Source organism: Tessaracoccus luoxuelianae, assembly GCF_054483915.1.
The window spans coordinates 1-12682 of the sequence record NZ_CM137013.1 but is presented as its reverse complement, the minus strand read 5'-3'; the positions used below and the strand labels follow the sequence as shown (position 1 = coordinate 12682).

At 70.2% G+C, this 12682-nt stretch carries 10 protein-coding genes; 5 read left to right on the top strand and 5 right to left on the bottom strand.

The genetic code is table 11. From position 1 onward, the window contains the following. The first annotated feature begins 683 nt into the window (after positions 1-683). Positions 684-1658, top strand: coding sequence for a sugar-binding transcriptional regulator (locus ACX1D1_RS00050; RefSeq protein ID WP_220489060.1), 975 nt, complete (start codon positions 684-686; stop codon positions 1656-1658). A 34-nt stretch (positions 1659-1692) separates the two neighbouring features. On the opposite strand, the gene ACX1D1_RS00045 is transcribed toward ACX1D1_RS00050, so the two are convergent. Genes ACX1D1_RS00045 through ACX1D1_RS00035 form a run of 3 tightly spaced genes read right to left on the bottom strand, consistent with a single transcriptional unit; the run spans position 1693 to position 5297 of the window. Next, a complete protein-coding gene (locus tag ACX1D1_RS00045) occupies positions 1693-2904 on the bottom strand; it encodes an ABC transporter permease (RefSeq protein WP_459055381.1) in 1212 nt (403 codons plus the stop codon). After that, positions 2901-3785 (bottom strand): ABC transporter ATP-binding protein, encoded by an 885-nt coding sequence (locus tag ACX1D1_RS00040; RefSeq protein ID WP_459055380.1) that lies wholly within the window; start codon positions 3783-3785, stop codon positions 2901-2903. The genes ACX1D1_RS00045 and ACX1D1_RS00040 overlap by 4 nt, the downstream gene beginning before the upstream one ends. Before the next feature lie 57 nt (positions 3786-3842). Then, positions 3843-5297 (bottom strand): phosphoglucomutase/phosphomannomutase family protein, encoded by a 1455-nt coding sequence (locus ACX1D1_RS00035; RefSeq protein ID WP_459055378.1) that lies wholly within the window; start codon positions 5295-5297, stop codon positions 3843-3845. 145 nt (positions 5298-5442) lie between these two features. On the opposite strand from ACX1D1_RS00035, the gene ACX1D1_RS00030 reads away from it, so the two are divergent. Next, entirely contained in the window at positions 5443-6291 is an 849-nt protein-coding gene (locus ACX1D1_RS00030; RefSeq protein WP_459055376.1) for a nucleotidyltransferase family protein, read from the top strand. Then, entirely contained in the window at positions 6288-7484 is a 1197-nt protein-coding gene (locus ACX1D1_RS00025; protein ID WP_459055375.1) for a galactokinase family protein, read from the top strand. The genes ACX1D1_RS00030 and ACX1D1_RS00025 overlap by 4 nt, the downstream gene beginning before the upstream one ends. A 16-nt stretch (positions 7485-7500) precedes the next feature. Here ACX1D1_RS00025 and ACX1D1_RS00020 read toward each other — a convergent pair whose 3' ends face one another. Continuing rightward, positions 7501-7785, bottom strand: a complete 285-nt coding sequence (locus tag ACX1D1_RS00020) for a hypothetical protein (RefSeq protein WP_182798891.1) — start codon at positions 7783-7785, stop codon at positions 7501-7503. Between the two features lie 91 nt (positions 7786-7876). Further along, a complete protein-coding gene (locus ACX1D1_RS00015; RefSeq protein ID WP_459055373.1) occupies positions 7877-11098 on the bottom strand; it encodes a DEAD/DEAH box helicase in 3222 nt (1073 codons plus the stop codon). Positions 11099-11290: 192 nt separating this feature from the next. Between ACX1D1_RS00015 and ACX1D1_RS00010 the strand changes: the two genes are divergently transcribed. Both ACX1D1_RS00010 and ACX1D1_RS00005 read left to right on the top strand, forming a co-directional pair. Continuing rightward, a complete protein-coding gene (locus ACX1D1_RS00010) occupies positions 11291-12103 on the top strand; it encodes a hypothetical protein (protein WP_459055372.1) in 813 nt (270 codons plus the stop codon). A gap of 67 nt (positions 12104-12170) precedes the next feature. Continuing rightward, positions 12171-12407, top strand: coding sequence for a type II toxin-antitoxin system Phd/YefM family antitoxin (locus ACX1D1_RS00005; protein WP_182781396.1), 237 nt, complete (start codon positions 12171-12173; stop codon positions 12405-12407). Positions 12408-12682: the final 275 nt, after the last annotated feature.

The following is a 12682-nucleotide window of genomic DNA, read 5'->3' as shown; positions in this document are numbered from 1 at the left end:
TGACTGCCACCTTCACGCGCTTCTTGGGGTCGGGTGCGGGGAGCCGTGAGTCGATGCCCGGGCGGCCCTGGTCCAGGGTGTGGTTGATGGCTGCTGGTCAATCGGTGGTCGGGTGGTTGAGGCCGCCCGGGCATCGTCTCCCGTCTCCCCGCACGCGGTCTTCCTGTGGCGTGGTCTGCTCCGGGTATGGGCCGGCAGGGCGGCGTTGGTGTTGGGTCTGCTTGAGCGGGATGCCGGTTGGGTGGTCGTCGGGTTGGGCACCGCTGCGCAGTGCCGCCCTGCCATCCCTCACCCTTTGCTCTCGGGAGGGGGTTCGACCCTTCGAATACCCTCCGCGGTCTGGGCGTCCTGACTCGCCACGAGATCCACGAACCGGGTGAACGAGGTTTCGACGCGGGCGCGCGTCGCTTCGCTCCTTGCGGCCCGGCTCAACCAGCGTCATTCCGCTGGGTGAGCCGGGCCGAGCCGCGGAGCGGCGCGCCCGCGTCGAAGCCCCTGGCATCCGGTCCGGGGGCTTGACCGACGCTCCGCCGCGGGGGCGGGACGCCAGTGCAGCCCTTCACGCTCAGCCGAGGGCAGGGTGACCGGCACACCCTGGTGAGACTCGCGTGACTATCTAACCAGTCCCGAACAGTTATGCCGTCGCATCGACGGTCCGCGCATCACCGTGCTAGTTTCCGAGCGTGCCCATTCGCATTGCGCCCGAGCGGCTCCCCCTCGTCGTCAAGGTCGCGCGCCTCTATCACGAGCACGGACTTCGTCAGCCGGAGATCGCCGCGCGGTTGAACATGTCCCAGTCGCGGGTGTCGCGGCTGCTCAAGGAAGGCGTCGAGGCGGGCATCGTGCGGACCATCGTCGTGGAGCCGCCGGGAATGTTCTCCGAGCTCGAGGACCAGGTGCGAGACGCCTACGGGCTGCGTGACGTCGTGGTGGCGGGAGGGCCGGACGAGGCCGGCGAATCAGACGCGGCCCTCCTCAGCGCCATCGGCAGTGCGGGCGCACGCTACCTCGAGTCCACCATGCTTCCGAGCGACCGGGTGGGGCTGTCATCCTGGTCCGCATCGCTCCTGGCGGTGGTGGATGCCATGACCCCCCGCACCACCCGGACCGCCGAGCGCATCGTGCAGGTGATCGGCGGCGTCGGAGACCCCCGGGCCCAGGTGCAGGCCACCCGGCTGGCGGACCGTCTGGCGCAGGTCACAGGCGCGGAGGTCCACTACTTCAACGCCCCCGGTGTGGTCTCAAGCCCCGAGGTGCGGGCGTCGTTGATGTCGGACCCCCAGATCGCGGCGATCCGCGACGAATGGACCGGGCTCACGATGGCGCTCGTGGGCATCGGGAGCGTCCGGCCGTCCGCGCTGCTCGTCTCCTCCGGTAACACGCTCCCAGAGGCCGATCTTGAGGCCCTCGCGCGGCTGGGCGCGGTCGGCGACGTCTGCCTTCGCTTCTTCGACGCGCACGGCGTGCACGTCGATACCGAACTGGTGGACCGCACCCTGGGGATCGACGAGGAAACGCTCAAGGCCATTCCGCGGCGCATCGGTGTGGCCGGCGGCGAGCGGAAGCATGCCGCGATCCGAGCCGCGCTCGTGGGCGGGTGGTGCGACGTTCTGATCACCGACTCGCGGACCGCTCGCGCGCTGCTTGCCGACGGCTGAGCGCGGCAGAGGGGCCGACTGACGGGTTGCCCACTCAGCCCCCGGCGCTCCACGCCTTCCGCCACGACAGGCGCCCCGTCGTGTGGAGGAGGGCGCGACGGTACAGTCTGGCCCCCGCCAGGATCGTGACCGCGCAGAACGCCAGGGTCAACAGCAACGCCACCGCGGGCTCCCACCAGGTGGTCTCGCCGGCCAGGATCCGCATCGGCATCAGGATGGTCGACATCACGGGCACGAACGAGCCGATCACCTGAGCCTGGCCGTCCAGGTTAATGCCCAGGACGAAGACGCCGACGAGGATCAGCGTCAGCGGCATCGAAGTCGCCTGCACGTCCTCGATCCTCGACGCCATGGACCCTGCTGCGGCCCAGATGCAGGCCAGCGCGAGGAAGCCGAACAGGAAGAACGGCAGGTACCAGGCCACCGCCCCGGCCAGCCCAGGAAGCTCGATGTTGAGGTCGATGAACTGCAGGCCGAGCAGCCCCACGCCCGCGATCAGCGCCAGCTGCAGCAACGCCAAGGTTGTGCTGCCGAGCACCTTGCCCAGCAGGAGGTGTCGAACCGGGATGGCCGCGGCCAGGATCTCCACGATCCGCGACTGCTTCTCCTCCACCACGCTGGTGGCGATCGCCATCCCGAACATCAGCGACGACATGTAGAAAAGCACAGCGAAGATCAGGCCGACGATATAGACCACCAGCCCCTGATCCGTGTCACCGCTCAGATCCCGGGTGACCAACTGGGTTCCGGCGAGCAGGTCATCGACCCCGACACCAAGGCGTTGCGCGTTGTCCTCGAGCGCCGACGCGGACACGAGCTCGATGAGCCCCAGATGCAGCAACCGACCCGACTGCCCGTCCGTCGCCATCGTCCAGACTCCGCCCTCTCTCACCAGCAGGGCGTCGGCGTCCCCGTCGCGCACCTGCTGTTCCCCGGCCGCGACGTCGGTGACCCGGACGGCGGTGGCCCGCGCCTCCGGATCGGCGGCCTGCATCCGCGCGTCGAGGCCGGCGACGAGCCGGGCCCCGTCGTTGTCGGTCACCGCGACCGTGTAGGTGGAGGCCCCGGCTGTGAGGAAGAACTGCACCACCATGAGGCCGACGATCAGGGCCAGGCTGAAGCCCGTGGAGAGCAGGAAGTTGCGGTCGCGGAGCTTGACGCTGATCTCGCGGGCCGTGACCAGGGCCCATGGATGCGTCCGCCTCCCCGGCTCTGCGTGGGCGGGGCGTGCGTCGGTCCTGTTCATACGGAGGCAACCTCCCTGTAGATCTCGCTCAGGCTGGGCACCACCCGCGCCAGCTCCCTCACCGGGCCCCGCCCGACGGCGTCGACGAGCAGCCGCTGCACCGCCTCGTCGCTCTCCGGCTCGATGACCACGCTCGTCGCCCCCGACGACACCACCCGTACGCCGCCGGCCGCATGCACCCAGCCGACGTCCCCGTCCACCACGAGCCGGTACCGCACAGGTGCCGTGCTTCGTAGTTCGTCGACGGTGCCATCAGCCACCACGCGGCCCTTGTGCAGCACGATCAACCGGTCGCACAGCCGCTCGACCAGCTCCAGTTGGTGGCTGCTGAAGAGCACCGGCACCCCGGCCGCGGTGTGTTCCCGCAGCAACGCCGCCATCTGGTCCACCGCCGTGGGGTCGAGGCCGGAGAATGGTTCGTCGAGGATCAGGGCTTGTGGGCCGCCGAGGACGGCGGCGATGATCTGGGCGCGCTGCTGGTTGCCGAGCGAAAGGGACTCCACCTTGTCCCGGGTCCGATCACCCAGGCCGAAGCGCACCAGCAGCTCCTCGGCGTGCTCCCGCGCCGCGCCCGCCCGCATGCCGTGGAGGCGACCCAGGTACACCAGCTGGCTCAGCACCGGCTGCTTCGGGTAGAGCCCGCGCTCCTCAGGCAGATAGCCGAACCTCGCCCGGTCCGACTGCCCGGCCGGCCGGCCGCGCCAGAGCACCTCGCCGGCAGAGGGCTGCAGCACTCCCATGATCATCCGCATGGTGGTGGTCTTCCCTGCGCCGTTGCCGCCGACGAACCCCACCATCTGCCCGGCGGGGACATCGAAGGAGACGTCGTCGACCGCGGTGAGCTGTCCGAACCGCCTGGTCAGGCCCCTGAGCTGCAGCATCCTCGTCCCCTTGCCTCGCCGCCACAGTACCGGTCGCGCAGCGCGGCTCCGCCGGCCTCAGCCCAGGCCCAGAAAGTCCACCAGCTCGGCGATGGCGGCCTCCGCCTCAGCGAGGGTGGGCATTTCGGCGAAGACGCGCAGGACGGGCTCGGTGCCGGAGAAGCGCACCACGAGCCAGCCGCCGTTGGAGAAGTAGACCTTGCAGCCGTCGAGGTAGCTGGTGTGGTCCACGGCAGGGGTGAACTCGGGCAGTTCCCGGCGGTCGAAGAGGGTGGCGACGAGCTCGGCGCGCCGCGCAGGCGTGAACGAGTAGGCGTTCTCCACCATCTGAGCGTCGCCGTACCGGGCGACGACGTCGGCCCACAACGAACTGAGTTTCCGGTTGCTGGCCGCCAGCATCTCCACCAGGAGCGACCCGGCGTACACGCCGTCCTTGCCCGCGATGTGGCCCCGGACCGTGAGCCCTCCGGAGGACTCTCCGCCGATCACGGCATCCGTCTCGGCCATCTTCGAGCTGATGTGCTTGAAGCCCACGGGCACCTCGTAGCACTTCTGCCCGTGGGCGGCCGCGACCCGGTCGAGCAGGTGCGTGGTGGCGATGTTGCGCACCACCGGCCCCGTCCAGCCCTTGCCGGTCAGGAGGTACTCGTACAGCAGCACCATGATCTGGTTCGCCGACAGGTAGTTGCCCTCGTCGTCGATGATGCCCAGCCGGTCCGCGTCACCGTCGGTGGCGATGCCGAGATCGGCGCCCCTCTCGATGACCGTCTGCCGCAGCTGGTGCAGCGTCTCGAGCTTCGGGGACGGCAGCCGTCCCCCGAACATCGTGTCGTGGCGGGAGTTGATGACGTCCACCTCGCAGCGGGCGGTCATCAGGACGGTCTGCATGCAGGTCTGTGACACGCCGAACATCGGGTCGAGCACCACACTCAGATGACGGTGCCGGATCGTCTCGACGTCGAGCTGCTCGAGGATGGCGTCGATGTACCAGTTCATCGAGAACTGCACGGTCACCAACGGATGGGTGCGCACCTCGAAGTCGGGCACCGACCGCACGTCCGCTGGCGTCAGCGCGTTGATCTGCTCCTGGAGGGAGGCGGTGACCTCGACGTCCGCGTCACGACCCCCTTCGACGAACACCTTGACGCCGTTGTAGACGGCCGGGTTGTGGGAGGCGGTGATCGCCAACCCGTAGGCGCACCCCAGGTTGCGCACCGTCCACATGATCATGGGCGTGGGGGCGGGGCGGTCGATCACCGTGACCGGGATGCCGTTGGCCACCAGCACCTCCGTGACCCACCACGCCGCGTCGGAGGAGAGGAAACGTCGGTCGTAGCCGACGACGGTGCCGCGGCCGGCGACCCCCTCGGCGTTCATGCGGTCAGCGAGACCCTGGGCCAGCAGCCGGACGTTCTCCTTGGTGAAGCCGTCGGCGATGATTGCGCGCCAGCCACCCGTGCCGAATTCGATCATGCTCGCACGGTAGCCGAGCCCGCACCCGGCGAGGAGCATCGGGGCAGGACCATTGCGCGTTTGCGCAGTGCCCCTGAGCGCGGACCCGCCTCCTCGACGGCGCCGCCTCCGTGGGGCGGGCGGAAGCGCACAATGGCTGCGCGAAGGAGGAGCCGGGCCGGGCGCTGATCCTAGGATGAGGGCCATGAACGAGACCATGCCCACCAAGGCCGTCATCCTTGCCCGCGGCCTCGGGACCCGGATGCGCCGCGCGGCCGACGTCGACCTCGACGAGGATCAGCGCAGGGCGGCTGAACTGGGGCTCAAGGCGATGATGCCGGTCGGTCTCGGCGACACCTCCCAGGGAGGGCTGCCGGCACGCCCCTTCCTCGACCATGTGATCAGCGAGCTTGCCGACGCCGGGCTCACCGACATCTGTCTGGTCATCGGACCCGAGCACAACCTCGTGCGCGACTACTACGCAGCGCTCGACCTGTCGCGGGTGCGGATTTCCTTCGCCGTCCAGGTGGAGGCCCTCGGCACCGCCGACGCCGTCCGGGCGGCCCGCGGATTCGCAGGAGGGGACCGCTTCGTGATGGTCAACGCCGACAACTTCTATCCCGCCGAGGCCGTCCGCGCACTCCTGCGGGCGCCCGGGACGGCCACGGTCGGCTTCGACGCGGCGGCGATGGTCAGCAGGTCCAACATCCCCGCCGACAGGATCGCCGCCTTCGCGATCCTGGACACCGACGCCGAGGGTCACCTCGTTGACCTGATCGAGAAGCCGTCCGCCGACGTGGTGGCGCGCTTCGGCCCGAATGCGCGGATCTCCATGAACTGCTTCCTGTTCGGTGCGAGCATCTTCAATGCCTGCGACGCCATCACACCCTCGGCGCGGGGCGAGTACGAGATCGTCGACGCCGTCCGCTGGCTGATCGCGGCCGGCGAGCCCGTCACGGTGGTCCCGGTGGCCGAAGGGGTGCTGGACATGTCCGGGCGCACCGATGTGCCCCTGGTGGCGGCCGCCCTCGCGAGCCGTCCGGTGCTGTTGTGAGCGGCTGGTTCGCCCCCGGACGCATCGAGGTCCTCGGCAAGCACACCGACTACGCCGGCGGCAACGTGCTGGTGTGCGCCGTCGACAGGGGCGTGACCGCGACGGTGAAGCCGGGCCGACGGGGGATCGAGGCGCGCAGCACGGCGCAGGAGGACGCCATCACCCTGGAGCCGGGCGTCGCGGTGCGCCTTCCTGCCGGGCACTGGGGCCAGTACCTCAACGTGGTGGTGGACCGGCTGGGCGCCAACTTCGGGCGCCTGCGCCCCGCGCGGCTTGCCATCGACGCGGACCTGCCGCTGGCCAGCGGCATGAGCAGTTCCTCGGCACTGGTCGTGGCGTCAGCCATGGCGTTGGCCCAGTTCAACGGCTTCGACGAGTCCGAGGCCTGGGTCGCGGCGATCCGGGACGACGTTGCGCTGGCCGGGTACCTGGCCTGCGTCGAGAACGGGAGCGCGTTCGGTGCGCTGTCAGGACGGGCCGGCGTCGGCACGTTCGGTGGATCCGAGGATCACACGGCCATGCTGTGCAGCAAAGCCGACCACCTCGGACTGTTCAGTTTCAACCCGGCCGCGCTCGTGGAGCGCGTGCGGCTCCCCGACGACCTCGCCTTCGTGGTGGCGGTCAGCGGCGTGTCGGCGGAGAAGACCGGCGCGGCGAAGGACGCCTACAACCAGGCCTCACGCGGGGTCGCTGAGCTGCTGGCCCGCTGGAACGCCGCCGCCGGGCGCGGAGACGCGAACCTGGCCGCCGCCGTCGAATCCGACCCGGAGGCCGCAGCGGTGATCGAGTCGCTCGTCGCGGACGAGCCGCGACTGCTCGCGCGCCTCCGCCAGTTCGTCGCCGAATCCACCTGGATCGTGCCGGCGTCGGTCGAGGCGCTTCGCGCCGGTGACCGTGCCGCGCTGGGCGAGTTGGTCGCGGCTTCCCAGAGGTGGGCGGCCGACGGTCTCGACAATCAGATCCCCCAGACCGAGGCGCTGGTCGAAGACGGCCGACGGCTCGGTGCGGTGGCCGCCTCCTCCTTCGGGGCCGGGTTCGGTGGCAGCGTGTGGGCGCTCGTGGATCGCGACGGTGCCGACAGCTTCGCCGCCGAATGGCTCGCCGGCTATGTGCGGGCCCACCCGGAGCCGGGAAGCCGTGCCGCCACCCTGGTCACCAGGCCCGCGGGGCCGGCTCACGCTCTGGCCGATTGAGGGAGAGGGAGGCGGTCTACCCGCCGTAGGTGATTCTCGACGACGGGTCCGGCTCCTCCTGGCGCAGCCGTTCCTCGATGGTCTCGTCGTGATCGGTGTCGTCGGTGTGGAGAGCCGAGTCCACCGGCGTCTGGGGATCGTTCGGGACCATCGAGGCGGCGTCAGCGCCGTCGTCGATGAGGTCAGCGGTGCCGAGGTCTTCGGCTGTCACCTCGCCGTAGGGGTGCTCGGCGTCGGCGACGTCCTCGGCGTCCAGCTGCTCGAGTCCGTCAATGCTGCCGTCTTGCGCGTCCATGCTCATGCGCCCAGCCTTGCACGGGATCGGTGCCAGACAAGGAGTTTGCGCGCCTCCTTCTGCGTGCCGGGAGCGACGCGGCCCAGCGGCGGAGGGCCTACTCGTCGAAGAGGCCGCGGATGTCTGCGGCCGTGATGGCCCCGGAGGAGAAGGAGCCCGAGTCGATGACCGAGGTGAACAGGTCCCGTTTGCGTTCCTGCAGCGCCACCACCTTCTCCTCGATGGTGTCCTCCGAGACCATCCGGTACACGTTGACCGACCTGGTCTGGCCGATGCGGTGGGTCCGGTCGATCGCCTGGCTCTCCGCAGCCGGGTTCCACCACGGGTCCAGCACGAAGACGTAGTCCGCCTCGGTCAGCGTCAGCCCGAAGCCGCCGGCCTTCAGCGAAATCAGGAACACCGGGTCCTCGCCCTCGCGGAACGCGGCGATGCGGGCCGGCCTGTCGCGGGTGTGGCCGTCGAGGTAGACGTGGCTGATGCCCGCCTCGCTCAGCGCCTCCCGCACGAGCTTGAGGTAGCCGGTGAAGCTGCTGAACACCAGCGCACGGTGGCCCTCCGAGGCGAGCTCCGTGACCTGCTCCACCAACGCGGACACCTTCGCCGACGGCGCCCCCGAGGCGTGCTCCGCGTCCACCAGGACCGGGTCCAGCGCCAGCTGCCGCAGCTTCGTGAGCGCACGGAAGATCGCCACCCGGTTGCGGTCCATGTCCTCCAGCATGCCCAGCACCCGCTGCCGCTCCCGGTGCAGGTACTTGTCGTAGACCCTGCGATGGGCGGGGGTGAGCTCCACCCGTTGCACCTGCTCGATCTTCTCGGGCAGCTCCTGCACCACTTCGCGCTTGGTCCGGCGCAGCACGAACGGCTTGATCCGCCGTCGCAACGTTTCCAGGGCGAGGAGGTCGCGCTCGTTCTCGATGGGCTTGCGGAACCGTTCGGTGAAGTGGTCCGGGCGCGGGAACAGGCCGGGCGCTGAGAGCGACAGCATGGACCACAGGTCCATCAGCGAGTTCTCCAAGGGGGTGCCCGTGATGGCCAGCGTGAACGGGGCGCCGAGCCGTCGGGCGGCCTGGTAGGTGCGGGAGCGGTGGTTCTTCACGAACTGGGCCTCGTCGAGGATCAGCCCGCTCCACTGCAGCGCCCGGTACTCGGCGTCCTCCAGCCGCATCAGCGTGTATGAGGTGACCACGACGTGTGCGCCCGCGACCGCCGCCGCGACGGTGTCGCCCCGGCGCTTCCCCGTGGCGGTGATCACCGCGACATTCAGGCCAGGCGCAAACTTCGCCGCCTCGTCGGCCCAGGTTCCCACCACGCTGGCGGGGGCCACGACGAGCACCGGCGTGCCGTCCAGCTCCCCGGCCTCGCGCGCCCGCTCCAGCAGGGCGAGGGTCTGGAGCGTCTTGCCGAGGCCCATGTCGTCGGCGAGCACCCCGCCCAGCCGCGCGTCCCAGAGCGCGGCCAGCCATTCGTAGCCGCGGAGCTGGTAGGGGCGCAGCGTGGCGCGGATCCCGTCCGGGAGGGCGGGCGCCGGGCGGTCGGCGTCGGGGAGGAGGTGCTCCACGGAGGCCAGCCATCGCTTGCTCTGCCGCGCGATCACGCCCAGCTCGACGAGCTCCTCCCACAGGGCGGCCTGGTAGGGGCCGATGCGAAGCGGGCCGTTGGGGCTTCCGTCGGTGAGCTCGCGGGCTTCCTCGATGAGCCGTCGGAGGTCCTGCAGCTCCGGGATGTCGAGGCGGAACCAGGTGCCGGAGTCCAGGAGCAGGGCGTCGTCCCCTGCGGCCAGGGCTCTGAACAGTTCCTCGAACGGCACCTCCTGGCCGTCGACGGAGACGGTGATGTGGAGGTTGAACCAGTCGCGGTCCTCGGTGTCGTCTGCTGTGAGGAGCACGACGGGGGCCTCCGAGGCCTCCTCGTAGGCCACCGCATCGCCCTCCTCCTGCACCTGCACCCCTGCTTCGAGCAGGTGGGGGAGGACGTCGGCGAGGAACGCGGCGGCCGCCATGCCCTGCAGCTCGTGGTGGGCGATCAGGACTGGGCGGGGGGTGGCCTCCAGCAGTGAGGCGCCCACGACGCTGAGCAGCGCGACCACCGCGTCGGTGAGGCGCCGCTCCACCTGCACATAGCGCGGCGGATCCCCTGCGGCATGCGCGAGAGGGACGACGGTGGGGCCCTGTCCGGCCACCGCCGACGGATAGGCGAACCCCCACCTGAGGTGCGTGACGTGGCCGGGGAGGTGCGTGAGGGTGAGGTGCAGGACGGGTGGGACGATCTCCGGGGCCTCGACGGTGCCGTCAGAGGTGGACACCGCTCCCGTGCGAGCGAGGGCCGGGTAATAGAGGGTCAGGAAGCGATTGACGTCCTCGGCGGGGATCTCGACCGCCTTCCCGTCGGCGAGGAGCCGGTCCAGTCCCTCGGCCGGTGGGGCGGCGAGCGGCCAGAGAGTCAGGGCGCCGCCGTCGAGCTGCCCCACCCCGTGGGCCGGGTTGCCGAACAGCAGGACCCGTCCTGGGGCGTGGGGATCCACCAGGGAGACGCGCGGCTGCGCGGTGATCCCGCCGTCTGACGAGCGCGTGAGGTCCAGCGCGACCGTGGCGGAGTCGTCGCCGATCCGTACGGACCGCAGGCCCTCGCCGGCCAGTAGGACGACGCCGGCCGAGACCGCGCGCCGCAGCAGCGGCCAGGCGAGGGGGCCGAGGCTCGCGAGGTCCACTGTCGCGGGGACGCCGTAGGAGTAGGCGTTGTCGGGGCTCAGGAGGTGCAGCTGCGCCAGGGCCGCCCGATGCGCGGGGTTCAACTCCGCTGCCCGCCACGGTTGGGTGATGTCGCCCCACGAGGCGCCGGTCTTCACCCACGGGGTGCGGGCGCCCTCGCGGAGGGGCTGCAGCGTGATGCGCGACACGGCGGCCCCGTAGTGGACGGTGGGGACGGAGAACTCGAGGGCGAGCGCCCGTCCGGCGGTGGCGGAAGCGTCGCCGAGCTTGATCAGGTGCGCGAGCTGACTCTCCCATGTAGTGCTGGCGGGGCGTTGGCGGAGCCGTGCGCGCGCCGCGAGCATCACGGCGGCGACGTGCTTGCAGGAGCGGCCCATCGGGCAGCTGCACCAGTTGTCGAGGCGCCGGCCGCTGCGGGTGACCTCGACCTCGTAGACGTGGCGGCCGCTGCCGGTGACCAACGCCCCGAGTTCGTCGGGTGCGACGGTGAGGTCGCGGACGTGCCCGGCGTCGAAGTAGCCCTTGCCGCGGAAGTAGGTGGATGCGCCGAAGACCCGTTTCAGCTCGGGCTCGGAGAACTCCCGAACCCACTCCACGTCGTCAGGGTCCATAACGGACGAGGGTACCCGCTACGGGCTCGTGCCCGCGTCGCGTCGCTGGTCGTCCCGGCTCCTGGCGGTCATCCCGGACAACGACCAGGTTGGGGACAGTCGTCGGAAGTTATCCACAGGGGGTCGATGAAGCCCCGAATCGGCCGCGGCGGCTGCTGTGATGGGGCGACCTCAGAGAGAAGGGCGACGCAGATGGAAACAATGGACGTGCAGGTGGGCGAGGTCTGGGCGCACTACCCGGACGACTACCGGCCCAACGCGAGCAGAGTCGAGATCGTGCAGATCGTGCCTCGGCCCAAGAAGGACCGTTACCTCATCCGCTTCGAGGACGGTCGGGAGCGGGAGGTCGCGCGGACGCGCCTCAAGTGCAGATGGGAGGACGCCCAGGCCTACGAGGAGAAGCTGGCCGCGGAGGAGCTCATCCGGAATCAGGCCCCGGATTCCCGCCTGTCAGGATCCATCCGACGTGTCTTCCGGCTGGTCCCGCGCGAGGTGGCCACGCTGGAGCACTCTGGTCAGGTCGTCATCCACGACACTGCTCGGCTGGCTGCCCGGACGGGGGTGCCGATGGATGTCCTGCTGGCGGCGTGTGGACAGGTTGCGGAAGGCAGCAGTCTTCGGGTGTCGGCGCTGGGAGGCCAGAGGATCGCGATGGCGCTGTGCGTCGCGCACCCGGCCGAGGCCCTGCAGATCGCGCGCGGGCGAGACAGCTACGCGGACCACTACGACGACGAGCGCCCCGGCTACTTTTCACCCCGCCGGGACTATCGCTGGTACGCCGATGAGGAGGCCCCCGCCGGGGAGATCATCAGAAGCTGGTGTGGGGCGTTGCCCACCTCCCGGGCCGAGGCGGCCGCCGCGGCCGAGGCCGAGTGCCACCGGCTGTGGCTCCTCGCCCACCGGCTGGTCAATGAGCTGAGCAAGCACGCTCTCCCCTTGGCCGAGAACCTGCGCAAGGATCTGGTGAACAACCAGATCTCGGCCGACGACGTCCGCGCGGCCTGATTCGCGGCTTGGTGATGCTCCCAGGCGGCAGCCAAAGGTGATGTATCACCGGTGATACAGTGAGGAGATGGGAAGTGTGACGGTGCGAGACCTGCGCAACCGCAGCGCGGATGTGCTGGCGCGCGTGGCTCGCGGTGAGAGCCTGACGGTGACGCGAGACGGCGAGCCGGTGGCGGCAGTGGTTCCGCTCCCGCGTCGTCCACGAGGTGCCGCCGAGCTGGTCGACAGATGGAGGGCGCTGCCACGGGTGGATGCGGCAGCGCTCAAGGCAGACATCGACACCGTGCTGGATCCGTCGCTGTGAGTGAAGGGATTCTGGACACCTCCGCAGTGATCGACCTGGGCATCCTGGAACCCGCCTCGCTGCCTGCCGAGCCCATGATCACCGCAGTCACGATGGCGGAGTTGTCAGTGGGGCCGCACGTTGCGCGCTCGGATGTGGAACGTGCCGCCCGCCAGGCGCTGGTGCAGCAGGCGGAGGCGGACTTCGACCCCATCCCGTTCGACGGTGCCGCGGCGAGGGCCTTCGGGGTGGTGGCCGCCTCGCTGAGGTCTGCGGGGCGAAAGCCTGCAGCGCGC

Bases quoted from the DNA above. Each gene is read 5' to 3' on its own strand.
- ACX1D1_RS00045 (WP_459055381.1), bottom strand. From the start codon at position 2,904: ATGAACAGGACCGACGCACGCCCCGCCCACGCAGAGCCGGGGAGGCGG.
- ACX1D1_RS00040 (WP_459055380.1), bottom strand. From the start codon at position 3,785: ATGCTGCAGCTCAGGGGCCTGACCAGGCGGTTCGGACAGCTCACCGCG.
- ACX1D1_RS00035 (WP_459055378.1), bottom strand. From the start codon at position 5,297: ATGCTCCTCGCCGGGTGCGGGCTCGGCTACCGTGCGAGCATGATCGAA.
- ACX1D1_RS00030 (WP_459055376.1), top strand. From the start codon at position 5,443: ATGAACGAGACCATGCCCACCAAGGCCGTCATCCTTGCCCGCGGCCTC.
- ACX1D1_RS00020 (WP_182798891.1), bottom strand. From the start codon at position 7,785: ATGAGCATGGACGCGCAAGACGGCAGCATTGACGGACTCGAGCAGCTG.
- ACX1D1_RS00015 (WP_459055373.1), bottom strand. From the start codon at position 11,098: ATGGACCCTGACGACGTGGAGTGGGTTCGGGAGTTCTCCGAGCCCGAG.
- ACX1D1_RS00010 (WP_459055372.1), top strand. From the start codon at position 11,291: ATGGAAACAATGGACGTGCAGGTGGGCGAGGTCTGGGCGCACTACCCG.
- ACX1D1_RS00005 (WP_182781396.1), top strand. From the start codon at position 12,171: ATGGGAAGTGTGACGGTGCGAGACCTGCGCAACCGCAGCGCGGATGTG.